General features: G+C 60.3%; 19 protein-coding genes. 2 read left to right on the forward strand and 17 right to left on the reverse strand.

From position 1 onward, the window contains the following. Positions 1-66 precede the first annotated feature (66 nt). Both AYR47_RS30105 and AYR47_RS30110 read right to left on the reverse strand, forming a co-directional pair. Entirely contained in the window at positions 67-2,214 is a 2,148-nt protein-coding gene (locus tag AYR47_RS30105) for a 3-hydroxyacyl-CoA dehydrogenase NAD-binding domain-containing protein (protein ID WP_061449277.1), read from the reverse strand. Between the two features lie 16 nt (positions 2,215-2,230). Continuing rightward, positions 2,231-3,436, reverse strand: a complete 1,206-nt coding sequence (locus AYR47_RS30110; protein ID WP_061449278.1) for an acetyl-CoA C-acetyltransferase — start codon at positions 3,434-3,436, stop codon at positions 2,231-2,233. A 647-nt stretch (positions 3,437-4,083) separates the two neighbouring features. On the opposite strand from AYR47_RS30110, the gene AYR47_RS30115 reads away from it, so the two are divergent. Then, entirely contained in the window at positions 4,084-4,890 is an 807-nt protein-coding gene (locus AYR47_RS30115) for a c-type cytochrome (RefSeq protein WP_061449503.1), read from the forward strand. Between the two features lie 44 nt (positions 4,891-4,934). On the opposite strand, the gene AYR47_RS30120 is transcribed toward AYR47_RS30115, so the two are convergent. From AYR47_RS30120 to AYR47_RS30185, 14 genes are all read right to left on the reverse strand, one after another. Beyond that, complete coding sequence (locus tag AYR47_RS30120; protein WP_033901238.1) at positions 4,935-5,738, reverse strand: transglutaminase family protein; 804 nt, start codon at positions 5,736-5,738, stop codon at positions 4,935-4,937. After that, the gene (locus AYR47_RS30125) at positions 5,735-6,685 is read right to left on the reverse strand and encodes an alpha-E domain-containing protein (protein ID WP_033901239.1); all 951 of its coding nucleotides are present in this window, start codon (positions 6,683-6,685) and stop codon (positions 5,735-5,737) included. The genes AYR47_RS30120 and AYR47_RS30125 overlap by 4 nt, the downstream gene beginning before the upstream one ends. Before the next feature lie 4 nt (positions 6,686-6,689). Continuing rightward, positions 6,690-8,099, reverse strand: coding sequence for a circularly permuted type 2 ATP-grasp protein (locus AYR47_RS30130; RefSeq protein ID WP_061449279.1), 1,410 nt, complete (start codon positions 8,097-8,099; stop codon positions 6,690-6,692). A gap of 414 nt (positions 8,100-8,513) precedes the next feature. Next, positions 8,514-8,855 carry a ribonuclease E inhibitor RraB gene (locus tag AYR47_RS30135; protein WP_010208429.1) on the reverse strand — a complete coding sequence of 114 codons (342 nt, stop codon included), beginning with the start codon at positions 8,853-8,855 and terminating at the stop codon, positions 8,514-8,516. A 212-nt stretch (positions 8,856-9,067) separates the two neighbouring features. After that, on the reverse strand, positions 9,068-9,304 hold the full coding sequence (locus AYR47_RS30140; protein WP_061449280.1) for a hypothetical protein: 237 nt from the start codon (positions 9,302-9,304) through the stop codon (positions 9,068-9,070). 103 nt (positions 9,305-9,407) lie between these two features. Next, positions 9,408-10,013, reverse strand: coding sequence for an START domain-containing protein (locus tag AYR47_RS30145; protein WP_033901241.1), 606 nt, complete (start codon positions 10,011-10,013; stop codon positions 9,408-9,410). A gap of 54 nt (positions 10,014-10,067) precedes the next feature. Continuing rightward, positions 10,068-10,322, reverse strand: a complete 255-nt coding sequence (locus tag AYR47_RS30150; RefSeq protein ID WP_016979374.1) for a YkgJ family cysteine cluster protein — start codon at positions 10,320-10,322, stop codon at positions 10,068-10,070. Positions 10,323-10,484: 162 nt separating this feature from the next. Beyond that, a complete protein-coding gene (locus AYR47_RS30155) occupies positions 10,485-10,970 on the reverse strand; it encodes a hypothetical protein (protein ID WP_033901242.1) in 486 nt (161 codons plus the stop codon). Between the two features lie 104 nt (positions 10,971-11,074). Next, positions 11,075-12,514: an aminotransferase-like domain-containing protein gene (locus AYR47_RS30160; protein ID WP_015885400.1), complete on the reverse strand. Its 1,440-nt coding sequence runs from the start codon at positions 12,512-12,514 to the stop codon at positions 11,075-11,077. A gap of 192 nt (positions 12,515-12,706) precedes the next feature. Further along, on the reverse strand, positions 12,707-13,522 hold the full coding sequence (locus AYR47_RS30165; RefSeq protein ID WP_061449281.1) for an OmpA family protein: 816 nt from the start codon (positions 13,520-13,522) through the stop codon (positions 12,707-12,709). Further along, on the reverse strand, positions 13,519-13,881 hold the full coding sequence (locus AYR47_RS30170; protein WP_033901244.1) for a DUF4398 domain-containing protein: 363 nt from the start codon (positions 13,879-13,881) through the stop codon (positions 13,519-13,521). Before AYR47_RS30170 ends, AYR47_RS30165 begins: the two co-directional genes overlap by 4 nt. 9 nt (positions 13,882-13,890) lie before the next feature. Next, entirely contained in the window at positions 13,891-14,706 is an 816-nt protein-coding gene (locus tag AYR47_RS30175; protein ID WP_033901245.1) for a substrate-binding periplasmic protein, read from the reverse strand. 70 nt (positions 14,707-14,776) lie between these two features. After that, the gene (locus AYR47_RS30180; protein WP_061449282.1) at positions 14,777-15,706 is read right to left on the reverse strand and encodes an electron transfer flavoprotein subunit alpha/FixB family protein; all 930 of its coding nucleotides are present in this window, start codon (positions 15,704-15,706) and stop codon (positions 14,777-14,779) included. A gap of 2 nt (positions 15,707-15,708) precedes the next feature. Continuing rightward, positions 15,709-16,458: an electron transfer flavoprotein subunit beta/FixA family protein gene (locus AYR47_RS30185; RefSeq protein ID WP_017138339.1), complete on the reverse strand. Its 750-nt coding sequence runs from the start codon at positions 16,456-16,458 to the stop codon at positions 15,709-15,711. A gap of 506 nt (positions 16,459-16,964) precedes the next feature. On the opposite strand from AYR47_RS30185, the gene AYR47_RS30190 reads away from it, so the two are divergent. Further along, positions 16,965-18,629: an electron transfer flavoprotein-ubiquinone oxidoreductase gene (locus tag AYR47_RS30190; RefSeq protein ID WP_016980002.1), complete on the forward strand. Its 1,665-nt coding sequence runs from the start codon at positions 16,965-16,967 to the stop codon at positions 18,627-18,629. Positions 18,630-18,671: 42 nt separating this feature from the next. On the opposite strand, the gene AYR47_RS30195 is transcribed toward AYR47_RS30190, so the two are convergent. Then, entirely contained in the window at positions 18,672-19,565 is an 894-nt protein-coding gene (locus AYR47_RS30195; protein WP_033901247.1) for an AraC family transcriptional regulator, read from the reverse strand. Positions 19,566-19,603: the final 38 nt, after the last annotated feature.

Consider the following 19,603-nt stretch of genomic DNA (forward strand, 5'->3'; position numbering starts at 1 on the left):
GTGATGGGAATATTGCACACCCCAGAGCCTGCCTTGAAATACCCCTTCAAGGCAAGCCCCCTTTAATCACCTGAACGTGTCACCTTGCGCCGCTTTTTCGAGCAGTAACGCCGGTGGCGTGAAGCGTTCGCCATATTGCTCGGCCAAGTAGCGAGCGCGGGCAATGAAGTCGTTCAGCCCATATTGGTTGATGAACTGCAACGCGCCGCCGCTCCAGGCCGCAAAACCAATGCCGAAGATCGACCCCACGTTCGCGTCCGCCGTGGACATCAACACGCCCTCCTCCACACAACGCACGGTCTCGATGGCCTGGATAAACAGCAGGCGGTCGCGCACATCTTGGGGAGAGATACGTTGGTCGGGCCGTTCAAAGCGGCTTTTCAGCTCTGGCCACAGGTATTTCTGCCCGCCATTGGGATATTCATAGAAACCGCCTCCCGCCGCCTTGCCCACGCGTTTGTATTCGTTGACCAACAGATCGATAACCGCTGTCGCCGGATGTGTCGGCACAGCCTTGCCTTCCGCCTGCAGATCCTTGGCCGTCTGCTGCCTGATATGGCTCATCAGGCTGAGTGACACTTCATCCGACACCGCCAACGGCCCCACCGGCATGCCGGCTTTGCGCGCCTCGGTCTCGATCATCGGCGCGGCCACGCCCTCACCCAGCATGGCGATGCCTTCGTTGGTGAAGGTGCCAAACACCCGCGAAGTGAAGAAGCCACGGCTGTCGTTGACCACAATCGGGGTTTTCTTGATTTGCAGGACGAAATCGAAACCACGGGCCAGGGTTTCGTCGCTGGTACGCGCGCCCTTGATGATTTCCACCAGGGGCATCTTGTCCACCGGGCTGAAGAAGTGCAGGCCGATGAACTTGGCTTGATCCGGCACCGCCGTGGCCAGGCCGCTGATGGGCAAGGTGGAAGTGTTGGAGGCAATCACAGCGTCGGCGCCGACCACGTTTTGCGCGGCGGCGGAGACGTTGGCCTTGAGCGCGCGGTCTTCGAACACCGCTTCGATGATCAGGTCGCAACCGGCCAGGTCATCATCGCTGGCCGTAGGAAGAATTCGCGCCAAGGTGGTTTCCCGCTGTTCGGCGGTCAATTGCCCACGGCTGACTTTCTTGTCCAGCAACGCCGCCGAATGCGCCTTGCCCTTCTCGGCGGCCGCCAGGTTGATGTCCTTGAGTACCACGTCGATACCGGCGCTGGCGCTGACGTAAGCGATGCCTGCGCCCATCATGCCTGCACCGAGCACGCCGACCTTGCGCGTGACATAGGGTGCGAAACCTTGCGGCCGCGAACGGCCTGCATTGATCTCATTGAGCTGGAACCAGAAGGTACCGATCATGTTCTTCGCCACCTGCCCCGTCACCAGCTCGGTGAAGTAGCGAGTTTCGATCAGGTGCGCGGTGTCAAAATCCACTTGGGCGCCTTCGACGGCGGCGCAGAGGATTTTCTCCGGCGCGGGGAAACAGCCCTGGGTCTTACTGCGCAAAATCGACGGTGCAATCGCCAACATCTGCGCAACTTTTGGACTCGACGGTGTACCGCCGGGGATCTGGTAGCCCTTGTTATCCCACGGTTGCTTGGCGTCCGGATTGGCCAGGATCCAGGCGCGGGACTTGACGAGCAGCTCATCGCGATCCGCCGCCAGCTCATTCACCAGCCCGGCTTGCAACGCCTGTTGCGGCCGTACTTTCTTGCCTTCCAGCAGATACGGCAAAGCCTTTTCCAGCCCGAGCATGCGCACCATACGCACCACCCCGCCACCGCCCGGCAGCAGGCCCAAGGTGACTTCCGGCAGGCCCAGCTGCACCGATTTCTCGTCCAGCGCCACGCGATAATGGCATGCCAGACAAATCTCCCAGCCGCCCCCCAGCGCCGCACCATTGATCGCGGCGACCACGGGTTTGCCGAGGGTTTCCAGGCGACGCAGTTGCGCTTTCAGCACCAGCACGCCGTCATAGAAATCCTTGGCGTGGGCCTTGTCGACCTGGATCAATTCATTGAGGTCGCCGCCGGCAAAAAATGTCTTCTTGGCCGAGGTGATCACCACGCCCGCAAGGTCATCCTTTTCCGCTTCCAGACGCTGCACCGTGGCCGCCATGGCCTCGCGGTACGCGCCGTTCATGGTGTTGGCGCTCTGGCCGGGCATGTCGAGGGTCAGCACCACGATGCCGTCCTGGCCTTTTTCGTAACGAATGGCTTGGGTCATGACTGATTCCTTGGGCTCAGAGGCGTTCGATAATGGTGGCGATGCCCATGCCACCGCCGACACACAGGGTGGCCAGGCCGTAGCGCTGCTGGCGCACTTCCAGTTCGTCGAGCAAGGTGCCGAGGATGGCGCAACCGGTGGCGCCCAGCGGATGGCCCATGGCGATGGAGCCGCCATTCACGTTGACTCGCGCCGCGTCGATGCCCATGTCCTTGATGAACTTGAGCACCACGGAGGCGAAGGCTTCGTTGACTTCGAACAGGTCGATGTCTTCAACGCGCAACCCGGCCTTGGCCAGGGCCTTGCGCGTCGCGGGCGCGGGGCCGGTGAGCATGATGGTCGGGTCAGTACTGGTGACCGCCGTGGCGACGATACGCGCACGGGGTTGCAGGCCCAGCTCGCGGCCCTTGGCCTCAGAGCCGATCAACATCAACGCGGCACCATCGACGATGCCGGAGCTGTTGCCCGGTGTGTGCACATGGTGAATGCGCTCCACATGGCTGTAGACCCGCAGCGCGGTGGCGTCGAAACCCATCTGCCCCATCATTTCGAAGCTGGGCTTGAGCTTGCCCAAGCCTTCCAGGGTCGAGTCGCCACGGATGAACTCGTCATGGTCCAGCAGCACAATGCCGTTCTGGTCCTGCACCGCGATCAGCGATTTATTGAAGGACCCGTCCGCCCGCGCCCTCGCCGCTTTCTGTTGGGAATGTAGGGCGAAAGTGTCGACGTCTTCACGGGTGAACCCTTCCAGGGTGGCAATCAGGTCCGCGCCGATACCCTGTGGGGTGAAGTGGCTGTGCATATTGGTCTGCGGATCGAGTACCCAGGCGCCACCGTCACTGCCCATGGGCACACGGGACATGGACTCAACGCCACCGACCACCACCAGGTCTTCGAAGCCGGAACGCACTTTCATCGCACCCAAATTGACGGCTTCCAGGCCCGACGCGCAGAAACGGTTGATCTGCACACCGGCGACGCTGATGTCCCAGTCCGCCACCAAAGCAGCGGTCTTGGCGATGTCGGTGCCCTGGTCGCCTATCGGGGTTACGCAGCCGAGCACGATGTCGTCTACGTGGTGGGTGTCGAGGTCGCTGCGCCGGGTCAGCGCCGTGAGCAGGCCGGCCACCAGGTTCACCGGCTTGACGCTGTGCAGGGCACCATCCGCCTTGCCTTTGCCACGGGGCGTGCGTATCGCATCAAAGATCAAAGCTTGGGTCATGACGTCCTCGAACCGCTGTGCATGTGTGCCTCTACCTTAGGCCCGATTGACACGGTTTCAATGACGGATGCGCTCATTGCTTTTGACCCCCTCGCTCGGACGAACGGTAGTCTCCTAAGCTAATAGCCGGGTTAATCGTTTTAGCTGTCTAGCCAAGGCATTGGCGCCAAGATGGCGATATGCCTCATGCCTTTTTAAGCTGAAATATTCATGAGCTGATATGAAATGAGTCTAAGCCACGAAGAACGAGGGCTCTAAGGTTGAATCAGTAGGAAGCCACTGCCGGGTTTTGCTGGAGCGGCTGTAAGAAAAGCGACACGTCATCTCGCCATACTGAAATAAAACCGGCACGCATTTGACGCTCAGGAATAACAACAAAAGGCAGTCAGCCATGTTCAAACATTCGAAAGTACGTCAGGCGGGACTCATTCTGTTCGCCACCACACTGATTCTGATCTTGCCCAACTTGACCAAGGTCATTGGGTGACCCCTCAACGCCCACATTCCGTGCCTTCACAGCACCGGGTTTGCAGCTTTTGGCAGCACCTGCCGGGACATTGCGCATAGCGGTCCTGCAGGGGCTGTCTTTTTGCGCGCCGATTTCCGGTATCGTGAGCGCCATCGCCACCTTACACCGGGCCTGCCTCTTGAAATCGATCTTCGCCCTCCTCGCCTTGCTGATCGCGCTTCCCGCTTCGGCAGCACAATTGACCATCGAACTCGACCACACCCACAAGACGTGGCAGACCGCTGACCTGCTCAAGCATCCGCAGGCGCAAACGGTGCAGATCGTCGATGACGTTTCCTACAAGCGCACCATGAGTTATCGCGCTGTGCCCTTGGCCGCGCTCCTACCGGGGCTGAAAGCTGAAAGCCACTTGCAGGCCGTTGCCCTGGATGGTTTCGCTGCCGAACTCACCGCTGCGCCGTTGCTGGAAACCCACGGATCACGCGCCTGGCTGGCGGTGGAAGATCCTGCCCAGCCATGGCCCGCATTGGCGGACGGCAAACCGAGTGCGGGGCCGTTCTACCTGGTGTGGACCGACCCGCAAGCCGGGCACATCAGCCCTGAGCAGTGGCCATTCCAGATCTCCGGGATCAAACAGTTGAAGACGGTTGCCGAGCGCTTTCCCGCACTGTTGCCGGACCCAAAGCTGGCAGCCAATGACCCGATCAACCAAGGCTTTGCGCTGTTCCAGAAAAATTGCCTGGCTTGCCATCGGCTGAACGGGGCCGGCGATGCGCAGGTAGGGCCGGACTTGAACATTCCGTATAACCCCACCGAGTATTTCGGTGGTGATTTCCTCAAGCGCTATATCCGTGACCCGCAGAGCTTGCGGCATTGGCCGCAGGCGAAGATGCCGGCGTTTGCTGCCAGTGTATTGCCGGACGGCGAGCTGGATTTGTTGGTGGGGTATTTGAAGCATATGGCCGGGCGTAAACAGCAACCTTAAACATCGGATGAGGAACCCTTGTGGCGAGCGGGCTCGCCACAAGGTCATTGCTGCTGGACGGAGATCACCGGCGTCGGCGCCACGAACACCTTGGCATGCATCTGCTCATGTCCACCGCCCCGCCGCATCCCACGCACCGGGCAGGCATCCAGGTAATCCAACCCCACCGCCAGCTTCAAATGCCGTTCCGGCCGTGCAAGCTGGTTGGTCACGTCAAAGCTGTACCATGCGTCATCCAGCCAGGCTTCAGCCCAAGCATGGCTGGCCAGGTGCGTGCTGTCCTCCGAGTACAAATACCCCGACACATACCGCGCTGGAATCCCCAGGCTGCGCGCGCATGCCAGGAACGCGTGGGTGTGGTCCTGGCACACGCCCGCACGGCCGGCGAAAGCCTGGGCGGCGCAGGTGTCGACTTCGGTGGCGCCGGGCGTGTAGACCATCGCCTGGTTGAGCGCGTGCATCAGGTCGATCAACGCGGTGCGGTCACGACGGTGATGGCATTGCTGGTCGGCAAAGCCGCGCAAGGCTTCGTCAGGTTCGGTCAGGCGGGTGCACCGCAGGAACGGGAACGCCGATTGGTGCTCATGTTCGGCCTCGCGCAACTCGTCGATGTCCACCTGGCCACGGGCGCCGATGATGATGGCGTCGTGGGGTTCATCCAGGGTCAGCACATGCAGGATGTTGCCGAACGGGTCCACTTGGGCGCGAACCGGACGCGGCAGGTCGAGTTGCCAACTGAGTACGTGCTGGCGTTCGCTGTCGTGGGGCGTCAGGCGCAGGTACTGGATGCTGGCACGGACCTGGTCTTCGTAGTGGTAGGTGGTTTCGTGGCTGATGGAGAGTCTCATGCCGCCTCCAGGTAGGAACTGTAGATGGCGTCGCCCAACTGGCGGACCAAGGGGATAAAGTCGGTCAGCCAGGCGTGCAGGCCTTCCTCGAGGATTTCATCGATGGCGGTGAAACGCAGGCGCGCGTCCATCTCGGCGGCCAGGCGCTGGGCCGGTCGACCGTTGAGGCCCGGCAGGCTGGCGAGGATCTGGTCGATCTCTTCGCTGCAGGCACGCAATGAGCGCGGCACATCGGCGCGCAACAGCAGCAACTCCGCCACTTGCCGCGCGCCGGGGGCATCGCGGTAAATCTCGGTGTAGGCCTCAAACGACGACAACGCACGCAACAAGGCGCTCCACTGATAGTAGGCGTGGGCGGTGCCATCGGTGACCGCTTCGGCGCGATCGCCGGCCATCTCATAGCGGGCGTCCAGCAAGCGCAGTGTGTTGTCGGCACGCTCGATAAAAGTGCCCAGGCGAATGAAGCGAAATGCATCGTTACGCATGATGGTGCCGTAGGTGGCGCCGCGAAACAGATGGGAACGCTCTTTGACCCACTCACAGAACCGGCTCATGCCATAACGGCTCAAGCCCTGCTGGGCAATGTCGCGAATATCCAGCCAGGTGGCGTTGATGTTTTCCCACATGTCGGCGGTAATTCGCCCACGCACCGCATGAGCGCTGGCCCGCGCAGCGCCGAGACAACTGTAGATGCTGGCCGGGTTGGCGGCATCCAGTGCAAAGAAGTGCAACAGACGTTCTGCGTGCAGTTCGCCGTGGCGTTCGAGGTAATCCTCCAGGGTGCCGGTGATCAACAGCGGCATGGCCAGTTCGTGCAGGCCATCGCCGCGCCCGTCCTGGGGCATCAGCGACAGCGAATAACTGACATCGAGCATGCGTGCGAGGTTTTCCGCACGTTCCAGGTAGCGCGACATCCAGTACAGATCTGAAGCAGTTCGACTCAACATGGCATCAGTCCTCCACCACCCAGGTGTCTTTGGTGCCGCCACCCTGGGACGAATTGACCACCAGCGAGCCCTCACGCAACGCCACGCGGGTCAAGCCGCCGGGGACCACACGGGTTTCCTTGCCGGATAACACGAACGGACGCAGATCGATATGACGCGGCGCAATGCCGTTTTCGACAAAGGTCGGGCAGGTGGATAAACACAGGGTCGGTTGGGCGATATAGGCGTGGGGCTTGGCCTTGATCCGGGCGCGGAAGGCTTCGATTTCCGCCGCAGTGGACGCTGGGCCCACCAGCATGCCGTAGCCGCCGGAGCCTTGGGTTTCCTTCACCACCAGGTCCGGCAGGTTGGCCAGCACGTGGGACAATTCGTCGGGCTTACGGCACTGGAAGGTAGGAACATTCTTCAGGATCGGCTCTTCGTCCAGGTAAAAACGGATCATCTCGGTGACGAAGGGGTACACCGACTTGTCATCCGCCACGCCGGTGCCGATGGCATTGGCCAATACCACATTGCCAGAGCGATAAGCCGCGAGCAGTCCCGGCACGCCGAGCATGGATTCGGGGTTGAAGGCCAACGGGTCGAGGAACGCGTCATCCAGACGACGGTAGATCACATCCACGGCCTTGGGCCCGTCAGTGGTGCGCATGAAGACGCGGTCATCACGCACGAACAGGTCGGCGCCCTCCACCAGTTCCACGCCCATTTCACGGGCCAGGAACGCATGCTCGAAGAACGCACTGTTGAAGCGACCTGGCGTCAATACAACCACGCTGGGGTTATCCAGGGGGCTGGAGCTTTTCAAGGTGTCGAGCAGCAAGTTGGGATAGTGATCGATCGGCGCGATTCGCTGGGCGGCGAACAGCTCGGGGAACAGGCGCATCATCATCTTGCGGTCTTCGAGCATGTAGCTGACGCCGCTCGGCGTACGCAGGTTGTCTTCCAGCACGTAGTACGTGCCGTCACCGTCGCGTACGAGGTCGACGCCGGAGATGTGGGAATAGAGGTCGCGGTGCAGGTCCAGCCCCTGCATCGCCAACTGGTATTGCTCGTTGGCCAGCACCTGTTCAGCGGGGATGATTCCGGCCTTGATGATGCGTTGTTCGTGGTACAGGTCGGCGAGAAACATGTTCAGCGCCTTGACCCGCTGGATACAGCCGCGCTCGACAATCCGCCATTCGCTGGCAGGGATACTGCGCGGGATGGTATCGAAGGGAATCAACCGCTCCGTACCCTGCTCGTCCCCGTAAAGCGTGAAGGTGATCCCGGCACGGTGAAACAGCAAATCGGCTTCCCGCCGGCGCTGAGCCAGCAATTCAGCAGGGGTTTCGGCCAACCAACGGGCGAACTCGCGGTAATGAGGCCGGACATGGCCTGCCCCATCGTACATTTCATCGTAATAAGTGCGGATCATGCCGAACTCCTTGTCACCCGGGCGCTAGAACCATCGCAAGGCCCGTGCCAGCGGCATAAACACTTAAAAATCAGTGAGTTGAATTAAAACCAGAATCCAGTCGCACCGTCCTGGTGCGCAGAATGCCCGGTGCATCGCCCGACGCTTCATCGCAATGCGGGCTTTGACTATCAACAGCATAGTCAGAGTTGATTTCACTGCCCGGCCAAGCCTGCGGATAATCGGCCCCATCTGCTGAACAGGACTCGTCCTACAGTTTCAGCGAACCGCTCTTCCCTTTAAGCCACCCTCTTGGGTGGCCTTTTTTTGGTGCGCAAAAATCGCGCGCAAGTTCCGAATATTTTCCCACGGCACAAACAAAATCGGCCGACCCAAAGGTCAGCCGATACGCTGTGTTTCTCATACTTCAAGCTGCTACATGGGTAACCCACGCACCTCCTGCTTCACGCCCCATCCCTCGATGATCCCGCCCAGCGGCTCGACCACCGCCCCAAAGTCTTGCTCGAAGTCGCCAATGCCGTCGTAGGTAGCGGACATGATCTTGCTCAGCTCCAGGTACCAGGCGCCATCGTCGCGCGCACTGACCTGGGCATTCAGGGATTCCCCACGAAACTCACCCGCAGCCCGGCGCGCACGTTCCTCATCCGGGAAAATGGCGTAGAACTCGATGGGGTGGAAACGCGAGAAGTCGAAACCGCCTTCTTTCATGCGGCGCAGAACGTTGGTGCTGATGTCTTCTTGATAGGCTGTGCTCATGAAAAGTGCTCCTCGAATTGATGGATAGACTTTCCGTGCTTCCCGAAGCCCACGCCTTACTGGCGTGGGAACTACGGCAACAACATCACCGCTGGAAAACAAGCATGTAGCTGACAAGACCAGAACTAGCGATTCATTCGCTGATCTCACTTGCAGAGTAGCGCGAAGCTATCACCTCCACCAGAGGTGCTTGAAGGGTGGACAGGGAATGTTCAGGCGGCGGGAGAGATGTCGAGGATCTGGATACTGTTCTGGTCTTTGAGGATCTTGACCGTAGGCTCGGGCTTGCGGCCCTCAAGGTCATTGAGGTCCAGCTCGGCGGCAACGGGCACCAGCTTGTTGCGAATCATGTATGCCGCATCTTCGAGGCTGGGCTTCTGCTCGCAGGTGAACTGCTCGACGGACTTCACGCCGTGATCATCAACGAAGGTAATCTGCCACTTTTGCATCGGTGCCTCCTCGATAAAACCCGTGTGTGGGCTTACCTTTATCTGGACCTTGGGGGCTCGGCAAACGTTCCACCCAAGGTTGGAGACACCTGATCAGCTGCGCTTACTTCTCAGCGTGTTCTTTCAAGGCTTTCAAGGTGTTGAACGGCGCGTCCACCACGAACTTGTTGGCCAGCCACGAGGGCACGCTGCCGCCTGGCTCGGTGTGAACCTGGTAGGTGACTTCGGTCTGGTTGTCGCCCTTAGGCACCAGTTTCCAGAAGCCGTCGACCTGGGCGACACGTACGTAGCCTTTTTCTTCCGGCTTGTAGGTCGGCACGCCTTCCAGCTTACGGGTCAACGTGCCGTCGGCCGCCTTGGTGGTGGTGATGTGCAGGTAGGAATCACGATCCGTCACAGGGAACGGGGCTTTGAATTGGGTGTAGGTCCAGCTCTCGTCGCCTTTTTTGTCGACAAGCTTCTGGGACTTGCACTCGTGGATCCAGGCACAGGCACCGGCGACGTCTTCCTGGAGTGCGACGATTTTGGCTACTGGCGCCTTGATCACGGTCACACCGCGATACGCCTTGTATTTGGAGCCGGCAATTTCGCTCAGGGACACCTTGATACCGTCTTCGTCCTTGGCGACTTGCCAATCCTCAGCCTGGGCAGTGGCAGCAAACAACACCGTAAACCCGCACACCACAGCCATTCGTTTCAGCGAACCCATTGTTGTATTCCTTATTGTCGAAGTTCCGAAAAAAAGTTCCGATAGTAAAGCCCATCAAGCCGCCGTCATCTGCTCCCACCAGCCGATCAAGCGGATCGCATCGGCCTGGTCGGTGCCGCAGACCTCGAGATCCGCCTTGAAATCACTGCACACTGCCGGTCGCTCCGGTTGGCCGAAAATCTGGCATAGCAGTTCGACCGACAGGTGCACACAGCGAACGCCCGCCGGTTTGCCCTGTGGCATTCCGGGTAATGGCGAACTGATGGAGGGGGCGATGCAGCATGCGCCACAGCCTTCACGGCAATTCATGACCAGCAGGTCCTCGACGACTCAATGTGGATGGCCGGGCTAGAGTACGCCCTAAAACAGCCGTTTTAAAATGGTCTAACAGGGGTTTTTCGCAGAAAACAAAAGTGACTGACCAGTCTCCGACACATGGTCGGCGGTCGACGTCACCTTTGTGGGAAAAGTTTACTGCTTGAATTCGAATTCCAACGCTGCACCTTCCACTTCGCGCCGTTCTTCGTTGCGCAATTGCAGCTTCATTTCATTGCTGAGCAAGCGGCCATTGATCTGGAAGGCGCTGTTGTCGGTGGGCTTCTCGCCGAACATCGGCGGCAACAGGGGCACGCTTTTGGGTTTGGGCATGGTGCCGATAGGCTGCAAGTGCCTGACCATGTCCGACGGCAGCGACAGGTCTAACTGTGCCGGTGGCAATTGCGTCTGCGTCACTTCGCGGGACGCCTTGGACTTACTGGCCGCACGTTTCTTGGCGGCGGCGGTGGTTTTTTTCACCGTTGGCGCTTGTTTTACGGGGGCTGGCTTTTTCGCGGGGGTCTTCTGCTCGGTACTGGCGGCGGGCTTCGTTTCGCTCACAGGGGCTGCCGCCAGCGCTGTGCCGACGTTGCACAGGCTTAACAAGCCAATCACCAAAACCGCGCGAACAATCGAAGTCATATTGCCTACAGCATTAACGGCAGAGGGCCATATGCTCGCTTGTTGTGCGCGGCATGACAAGCGCGGTGATTAGCGTGCTATAGGATTTGTCCCCGTTCTGAGCGTCACAGTCCGGCTGCCGTCTCCTGGCACAACTGACTCGCCAGCATCCCCAAAGTCATGAGCGCACGCTCTGCCTCGCGGTTCCACGGCGTACCGCAGTTGAGGCGAATACAGTGGTTGAACTGTTCGGTATTACTGAAAATCAGCCCCGGCGCGATGCTGATGCCCTGTTGCAGTGCGCGCACGTGCAGTTCCTGAGTATTGACCCGTCCGGGCAAACTGACCCACAGGATGAAACCGCCGGTCGGACGCGTCATCTGTGTGCCTTCCGGGAAATATTGCTGCACGGCCAGTTGGAAGGCGCTGAGGTTCTTGCGGTACTCCTGACGGATGTAACGCAGGTGGCGATCGTAGCCGCCGTTCTCCAGGTACGCGGCGACGCCCATCTGCGTGACGCTGCACGCGGAGTGGGTGCTGAACATCTGCAAGCGCTGGATTTCCTGCTGGTACTTGCCGGCGATCATCCAGCCGATGCGCACGCCGGGGGACAGCGTCTTGGAAAAACTGGAGCAATAGATCACCCGATCCAGGCGGTCATAGGCCTTCAGGGCCTTGGTGCGGCCCAGTTCGAACATCAGCTCGCCGTAGATATCGTCCTCGACAATCTGGATATCGAAGTCCGACGCCAGGCGCAGCAACTGTTTCTGCCGTTCTTCAGGCATGGTGCCGCCCAGCGGGTTACTCAGGCGCGTGGTTAACACCAACGCCTTGATCGACCATTGGTTGGCCGCCAGTTGCAGGGCTTCCAGGCTCATGCCGGTGGACGGATCGCTGGGGATCTCGATGACTTTAAGGCCCAACAGGTCGGCCAGTTGCAGCAAGCCGTAATAGGTCGGTGACTCTGCGGCAATCAGGTCGCCCGGCCGCGTCAGCACGCGCAGCGACATCTGCAACGCATCGACGCAACCGTGGGTGATCACCACTTCGGAAGGGTCCACCACCACGCCCGCATCGCGCATGCGGATCGCCACCTGACGGCGCAGCGGTTCGAAACCGGGGCTGAACATGTAACTGAATGCCCGTGGGCTCTGGAAGCGCGTGACCTTGGCCAGTTGCTGATGTAGCGCACGTACTGGCAAGTAGTCCACGCTCGGCACGGCGGCGCCCAGTGGGAACACGCCTTCACGGCGCGACTCGCCCAATACCTGCTGGATGATGCTGCTGCGGGTGACCAAGCCCGGGCGTTCGACCCGGGCGATGTCCGGCGTCGGCGCGGTGAGTGCTGGCGTCTGGTGCACGTAATAGCCGGACTGCGGCCGCGCCCGGATCAGCCCCTGGTCTTCCAGGTTGGCGTAGGCCTGCAACACCGTGGCGTGGCTCACGTTCAACTGCGAGCTCATCTTGCGCACCGAAGGCACGCGTTCGCCCGGTTGATAGACACCGCGCCGGATATCCTCAGCCAGTTGCTGGGCGATACGTTGGTAAAGCAACAGATTGGTCATGACGCAGCACTCGATTTCACGGGTATTTTATTTTTGTGTGAAACATACCGGCACAGTTTAGAAGTGTACGGGGACAGTTGCCACAATAGTCGAGCGCGCGTTGGAGTGACAGCAAAAACTGTAAGGGTTGGGTCATGGAGTTACAGGCAACAAAAACCCGGGATAAACCCGGGCTGATGGGAGAAGGCAGGTTTATCGAGCGGCGCCCAATTGACCTTTCTCATCCGAGAACACAATTTCCACCCGACGGTTCTGCGCCCGGCCCCGCTCGGAGGCGTTGGCTTCGACAGGATACTGGTCGCCGTAGCCTTCGACCTGGATGCGTTTTTCGTCGATCCCCAGGTCGACCAGCACATCCGCCACCGACTGCGCGCGGTCACGCGACAGTTTGAGGTTTTCGCGTTCGCCACCGGTGTTGTCGGCATAACCCTCGATGCGCACCACGCGCTTAGGGTTGAGTTGCAGGAACTGTACGATTTTCAGCACCGTGCGGTTGGCCGAGTTTTTCAGCTCTGCTTCACCGGTATCGAACAGCACATCGCCCAGGGTCATCACCAGGCCGCGATCGGTCTGGGTAGTGGCCAGGCTGGCGATCTGCTCTTCAAGCCACTTGCCCTGCTGCTGCACGCTGATCAGCTTGTTTTCACGCAGGGCCAATTGCAGGCGCTGGCGCTCCAGTTCGAGCTTGACGCGGCGTTCTTCATTGAGCCCCTGCTCGCTGTGTTCGCGAGCAATCGCACTGTAGCGCTGGCTCAGGTAGGCGTAATGCACCACGTCGGCGCCGCTGCCCCAGTAGCTGGACAAACGGTCGGCACGGGCCAGGGATTCACCGGCGCGGATCACGTCCTTGGGCGCAAAGCGCAGCACGTTGGCGTCTTCCTTGACTTGCTGGAAGTCGTTACCTGCCTGCTGCAAGGCCTGCTCGCTGTCGGGATGGCTGGAGCAACCGCCCAACACGGCGGTGCCCAACAGCACCGCACAGCTCAAACTACGGATCATCGGGCTCATTGGGCTTCCCCCAACTGCAATTGCTTGCGCAGGCGGGTAATACGGCTGTTGAGCACGTTCAGTTGTTCCTGGCTCTTGCGCGTCAGCACCTTGGCTTCGGCCAGGCGTGCGTCCAGCTCGGATTGCTCGAAACGCATACGGGCATTTTTGTAGGATTGGTCGGCCATGCTCGACTTGGCCCGGGCGAACTTGGCTTCGGCCAGTTTCAATTCGGGCGATTCATCCGCGTTGGCCCCCACGGCACTGGCTTGCTCCAGGGCTTGCTGGGTGAGGCGCATTTGTTCATTCGGCGCAGGATCGGCTGCACATCCCGCCAGAGCGACAACGGCGAGGGCCGCGAAAAGAGGTCGAAGAGTCACTGAAAATCCCTACTTTGTTGGGGTGCCGACGGGTTGCTGCAATTGCGCTTTCCAGCGCTCCAGATTGCTCTGCAACGCAGCTTGCGCCACACCGGACGCGGGCAATTCTGTCATCTTTTTGGCCAGCTGTCCGCGTAGCCACGGATCATTGCAGGCCGAGTTGTGGGAAATCGCCAGGTACAGGCCCGGCTGGTCGATGGGGATATCGCGGGCCATCAGGTCGTTGCTCATGCCCAGGGTCTGCGCCATGGCCATGCCGGAATAACGCCCGGCCAGCACGTAGTCGACTTCACCCAGCAGCAGCTTCTGGAACGCCGGCGTCAGCGACGGCAGGCGTTGCAGGCTCAGTTGCTCACCGGCGAAGGTTTCGAAGGCCGCGCTCAAACGCGCACGTTCCGACACCGCGCCTTTGTGCCCGTGCAGGTCGGCGGCTGTGGCATAGGCCAGCGCCGAGTCCTTGCGCGTCCACACCAGGTAGTCGAGTTGCACCAAAGCTGGGTGGATGTAATCGAGGGTTTCCAGCTCACCCAGGTTCAGCGGTGCGTCGGCGAGGATGTCCATGCGCCCGCTGCGCACTTCCTCCAGGGCCAGGGAGCGCTTGCCACCGTAGAGCAGGTCGATTTTCAAGCCGAGGTCCTTGCCCACTTGTTGCAACACATCGGCGGTGGCGCCGATCAGGTGCGTGGGGTCTTGCGGGTCGCGCCAGAGCAACGGCGGCGCATCCGGGCTGCCGGTGATCACCAGGCGATCGCATTTGCCGGCGGCCAGCGACAGCGTCGGCAGCAATGTGAGGCCCAGCAGTACCGCCCAAGGGCGCAATTCCATGGCGTGTGTCTCCAAGTCAAAAAAAAGCCCGGTCACAAGGACCGGGCTCTTTATAAGTGAAGCCGCTGGTTTAGACCAGCTTCTCCAGCTCAGGTACAGCTTCGAACAAGTCCGCCACTAGGCCGTAATCAGCCACCTGGAAGATTGGTGCTTCTTCGTCCTTGTTGATCGCAACGATCACTTTGGAGTCTTTCATACCGGCCAAGTGCTGGATCGCGCCGGAGATACCGACGGCGATGTACAGCTGTGGCGCAACGATCTTGCCGGTCTGGCCGACCTGCATATCGTTGGGTACGAAACCTGCGTCGACGGCCGCGCGGGAAGCGCCGACCGCAGCGCCCAGCTTGTCGGCCAGGGCGTACAGGTGCTTGAAGTTGTCACCGTTCTGCATGCCACGCCCGCCGGACACGACGATCTTGGCAGCGGTCAGCTCAGGACGATCCGACTTGGCCAGCTCTTCGCCAACAAAGCTGGAAGTGCCAGCGTCGTGGGCAGCCGCGACGGCTTCAACGGCAGCCGAACCACCTTCGGCGGCAACCGGGTCGAAACCGGTGGCACGCACGGTGATGACTTTGACCGAAGCGTTGGACTGTACGGTAGCGATGGCGTTACCGGCGTAGATCGGGCGCTTGAAGGTGTCGGCGCTTTCAACCGAGATGATCTCGGAGATCTGGTCAACGTCCAGCTGCGCGGCAACGCGTGGCAGGATGTTTTTGCCGTTGGAGGTAGCGGCAGCCAGGATGTGGCTGTAGCCAGCGCCCAGCTCTGCAACCAGAGGGGCAACGTTTTCCGGCAGTTGGTGAGCGTACGCGGCGTTGTCGGCCAGCAGCACCTTGCTCACACCAGCGATTTTCGCAGCGGCCTCAGCCACGGCGCCAGCGCCCTGACCTGCAACCAGCACGTGGATATCACCACCGATTTTCGCAGCGGCAGCCACGGTGTTCAGGGTGGCCGGGGCCACTACCTCGTTGTCGTGTTCAGCGATTACCAAGATAGTCATGATCAGATTACCTTCGCTTCGTTTTTCAGTTTCTCGACCAGTTCGGCCACCGACTTGACCTTGATGCCCGCGCTGCGTGCAGCCGGTGCTTCAACCTTGACGGTCTTGTTGGTGGAGGCGGTGGAAACGCCCAAAGCTTCAGGAGTGACCGACTCAAGCGGCTTCTTCTTGGCTTTCATGATGTTTGGCAGGGACGCGTAGCGCGGCTCGTTCAAACGCAGGTCGGTGGTGACGATGGCCGGCAGTTTCAGGGAAACGGTCTGCGCGCCGCCGTCGATTTCACGGGTCACAGCCACGCTGTCGCCGCTCACTTCGACTTTGGAGGCGAAGGTGCCCTGGCCGTAACCGGTCAGCGCAGCCAGCATCTGGCCAGTCTGGTTGTTGTCGCTGTCGATGGCCTGTTTGCCGAGGATCACCAGCTGAGGCTGTTCCTTGTCGACAACGGCTTTGAGCAGCTTGGCCACGGCCAGGGAGGTCAGGTCTTCAGCGGACTCGACCAGGATGGCGCGGTCGGCACCCAGTGCCAGGGCGGTACGCAGCTGCTCTTGAGCAGTGGTAGGGCCGATGGAAACCACGACGATTTCAGTCGCCACGCCTTTCTCTTTCAGGCGGACGGCTTCTTCCACAGCGATTTCGCAGAAAGGGTTCATCGACATCTTGACGTTAGCAAGGTCGACGCCGGAATTGTCCGCCTTGACGCGAACTTTCACGTTGTAATCGACAACGCGTTTGACAGCTACAAGAACCTTCATGGATTCCTCGTTACTCTCCGGTGAAAAGAAAGTCGCCTAGGCGAACCTGGCGGTTGATGCTCATCGGCACACAAGGGCACCTCCAAAAACGCAGGCGGTGACCTTGCTCACGGGAAATGATGACCGTTCGTCAGTGGTGACTGAGAGGTCATTCTTTATCGCAGCGTGTAAACTGCGCGCCAGTGTCTGGACGCGCGCCACCTGTCTTGCTTTTGGACGTGCTCTTGAAACCTGCAGTCTGCCTACGGTTAGCGCAAAACCGACCGTATATTGACCGGAACACCTATTCTGGTCAATACGGCAAAATAGCCAGTCATAAGCCGCACCACTTTGATTTACCTAGCCTGCGGGCAATTCAAACAAACGTTTGTATTGGACGCTAGCAGTGGTGTAGATATAATGCGCCACCTAGAGAGAAAGGTGGGTCTTGCCGTTGCCGCAAGACGACACCGAACCTCCACCCATTAGAAAAAAAAGCCTGTTGAGCCTTGAGTAGGAGATAGCCTGTGGAACGCGAATACATGGAATTCGACGTGGTCATCGTCGGCGCTGGCCCGGCGGGACTGTCTGCCGCCTGCCGACTAAAGCAGAAGGCCGCCGAAGCCGGTAAGGAAATCAGCGTCTGCGTGGTCGAGAAAGGCTCCGAAGTCGGCGCGCATATCCTCTCCGGTGCCGTGTTCGAACCCCGCGCCCTGAACGAACTGTTCCCGGACTGGAAAGAACTCGGCGCCCCGCTCAACACCCCGGTGGTGCGCGACGACATCTATGTACTGCGCAGCCCCGAAGCCTCCACCAAGGTACCTGACTTCTTTGTGCCCAAGACCATGCACAACGAAGGCAACTACATCATCTCCCTGGGCAACCTGTGCCGCTGGCTGGCCCAGCAGGCCGAGAACCTGGGCGTGGAAGTCTACCCAGGCTTCGCTGCCCAGGAAGCGCTGTTCGACGAAAACGGCGTAGTGCGCGGGATCATCACCGGCGACCTCGGCGTCGACCGTGAAGGCAACCCGAAAGAAGGCGTCTACACCCCAGGCATGGAACTGCGCGGCAAGTACACACTGTTCGCCGAGGGTTGCCGTGGCCACATCGGCAAGCAACTGATCCAGCGCTTCAACCTGGACAGCGACGCCGACGCCCAGCACTACGGCATCGGCCTGAAGGAAATCTGGGAAATCGACCCGGCCAAGCATCAGCCAGGCCTGGTGGTGCACACCGCCGGTTGGCCGCTCGACATCATGAGCGCCGAAAACACCGGCGGCTCGTTCCTTTATCACCTGGAAAACAACCAGGTAGTCGTTGGCCTGATCGTCGACCTGTCCTACAGCAACACGTTTTTGTCGCCGTTCGATGAGTTCCAGCGCCTCAAGCACCACCCGGTGCTGGCCCAGTACCTGGAAGGCGGCAAGCGCATCAGCTATGGCGCCCGCGCCATCTGCAAAGGCGGCCTGAACTCGCTGCCGAAGATGGTCTTCAAAGGTGGCGCATTGATCGGTTGCGACCTCGGCACCCTGAACTTCGCCAAGATCAAGGGCAGCCACACCGCGATGAAGTCTGGCATGCTCGCCGCCGACGCCGTGGCCGACCGCCTGTTCGCCGAATCCGAAGGCGGTGATGAACTGACCGCTTACGTCGACAGCTTCAAATCCAGCTGGCTATACGAAGAACTGTTCGCCAGCCGCAACTTCGGCCCGGCAATGCACAAGTTCGGCCCGATCATCGGCGCCGGCTTCAACTGGTTCGACCAGAACATCCTGGGCGGCAAGATGCCGTTCACCCTGCACGACACCAAGCCGGACTACGCCTGCCTCAAGCTGGCCAAGGACAGCAAGAAGATCGACTACCCGAAACCCGACGGCAAGCTGAGCTTCGACAAGCTGAGTTCGGTGTTCCTCTCCAGCACCAACCATGAAGAAGAGCAACCGTGCCACCTGAAGCTGAAAGACCCGAGCATCCCGATCGGCACCAACCTGCCGCTCTACGATGAACCGGCGCAGCGCTACTGCCCCGCTGGCGTGTATGAAGTGATCACCAAGGAAGACGGCGAGAAACGCTTCCAGATCAACGCCCAGAACTGCGTGCACTGCAAGACCTGTGACATCAAGGACCCTTCGCAGAACATCACCTGGGTCACGCCGGAAGGCGCGGGTGGGCCGACTTACCCGAACATGTAAGCCCGCTGCTTGAACAAAAAGGCTCCCGAATGGGGGCCTTTTTTATGCGGCGCGCTCTTCGCCGGGATTGCGCAGGAAGTAGCGTTTATATTCCCGGCTGAACTGCGACGTACTCTGATACCCCACGCTATGCGCCGCCTGCGCCACACCCATGCCGTCCACCAGCAACAATTGCTGGGCCTTGAGCAACCGCAAACGCTTCAGGTACTGCACCGGCGACAACAACGTACAGCGCTTGAAATGCTCATGAAACGTCGACGCACTCATGTGCGCGTACCCCGCCAGTGTCTCGATATTCAGCGGCTCGGCGTAATGGGCATGCAAGTGATTCAACGACGTGGCGATCCGCGAAAACTGCCCCTGCTGTTCCACCAACGCCCGCAACACATCCGCCTGCGGCCCGCGCAATGCGGTGAACAACACTTCCCTGACCCTCGCCGGGCCCATGATCCGACTTTCCAGTGGATCGTGCAGGCATTGCAGTAACCGTTCGACGGCGCCGCGCATCGCGTCATCGAGCATTACCGAACTCATCGACTCCAGCGTCTGCGCCGTCGGTGGCGGCCCGGCCTGAATGCCCATGGCCATGACCAGTTCCCCCAGCACCACGCGGTCAATGCCCACCGTGACGCCGTACAACGGCGCATAGGACGCCATGGCAAACGTCTCGCATTCGAACGGCACCGGCATCGCCTGGATCAGGTAATGCCCGGCGCCATACTCCAGCGTACGCGGGCCCAGGTAGGCGACTTTGCTGCCCTGGGCCACGAACATCAGGCTGGGTTCATAGATCTGCGGCCCACGCGCCACGTCGCAACTGGCGCGCAGCACTTGCACGCCAGGCAGGTTCGTCGGGGAAAAACCGTCGCAGGGCGTAAGCCCCTCAATCAAGGCCACCAGTGTGGCGTTGGCGTCGAGATGGCGGGTGAGCAGCATGGCAAAAAACTTCGCGAAAAGGGGATGAGAACATCATC

The organism is Pseudomonas azotoformans, assembly GCF_001579805.1.
Classification (GTDB): domain Bacteria; phylum Pseudomonadota; class Gammaproteobacteria; order Pseudomonadales; family Pseudomonadaceae; genus Aquipseudomonas; species Aquipseudomonas azotoformans_A.

What these genes read in the sequence shown, in the direction of transcription:
- AYR47_RS30105 (WP_061449277.1), bottom strand. Translation starts at nt 2,214, where the DNA reads ATGACCCAAGCCATTCGTTACGAAAAAGGCCAGGACGGCATCGTGGTG.
- AYR47_RS30110 (WP_061449278.1), bottom strand. Translation starts at nt 3,436, where the DNA reads ATGACCCAAGCTTTGATCTTTGATGCGATACGCACGCCCCGTGGCAAA.
- AYR47_RS30120 (WP_033901238.1), bottom strand. Translation starts at nt 5,738, where the DNA reads ATGAGACTCTCCATCAGCCACGAAACCACCTACCACTACGAAGACCAG.
- AYR47_RS30125 (WP_033901239.1), bottom strand. Translation starts at nt 6,685, where the DNA reads ATGTTGAGTCGAACTGCTTCAGATCTGTACTGGATGTCGCGCTACCTG.
- AYR47_RS30130 (WP_061449279.1), bottom strand. Translation starts at nt 8,099, where the DNA reads ATGATCCGCACTTATTACGATGAAATGTACGATGGGGCAGGCCATGTC.
- AYR47_RS30135 (WP_010208429.1), bottom strand. Translation starts at nt 8,855, where the DNA reads ATGAGCACAGCCTATCAAGAAGACATCAGCACCAACGTTCTGCGCCGC.
- AYR47_RS30140 (WP_061449280.1), bottom strand. Translation starts at nt 9,304, where the DNA reads ATGCAAAAGTGGCAGATTACCTTCGTTGATGATCACGGCGTGAAGTCC.
- AYR47_RS30145 (WP_033901241.1), bottom strand. Translation starts at nt 10,013, where the DNA reads ATGGGTTCGCTGAAACGAATGGCTGTGGTGTGCGGGTTTACGGTGTTG.
- AYR47_RS30150 (WP_016979374.1), bottom strand. Translation starts at nt 10,322, where the DNA reads ATGAATTGCCGTGAAGGCTGTGGCGCATGCTGCATCGCCCCCTCCATC.
- AYR47_RS30155 (WP_033901242.1), bottom strand. Translation starts at nt 10,970, where the DNA reads ATGACTTCGATTGTTCGCGCGGTTTTGGTGATTGGCTTGTTAAGCCTG.
- AYR47_RS30160 (WP_015885400.1), bottom strand. Translation starts at nt 12,514, where the DNA reads ATGACCAATCTGTTGCTTTACCAACGTATCGCCCAGCAACTGGCTGAG.
- AYR47_RS30165 (WP_061449281.1), bottom strand. Translation starts at nt 13,522, where the DNA reads ATGAGCCCGATGATCCGTAGTTTGAGCTGTGCGGTGCTGTTGGGCACC.
- AYR47_RS30175 (WP_033901245.1), bottom strand. Translation starts at nt 14,706, where the DNA reads ATGGAATTGCGCCCTTGGGCGGTACTGCTGGGCCTCACATTGCTGCCG.
- AYR47_RS30180 (WP_061449282.1), bottom strand. Translation starts at nt 15,706, where the DNA reads ATGACTATCTTGGTAATCGCTGAACACGACAACGAGGTAGTGGCCCCG.
- AYR47_RS30185 (WP_017138339.1), bottom strand. Translation starts at nt 16,458, where the DNA reads ATGAAGGTTCTTGTAGCTGTCAAACGCGTTGTCGATTACAACGTGAAA.
- AYR47_RS30195 (WP_033901247.1), bottom strand. Translation starts at nt 19,565, where the DNA reads ATGCTGCTCACCCGCCATCTCGACGCCAACGCCACACTGGTGGCCTTG.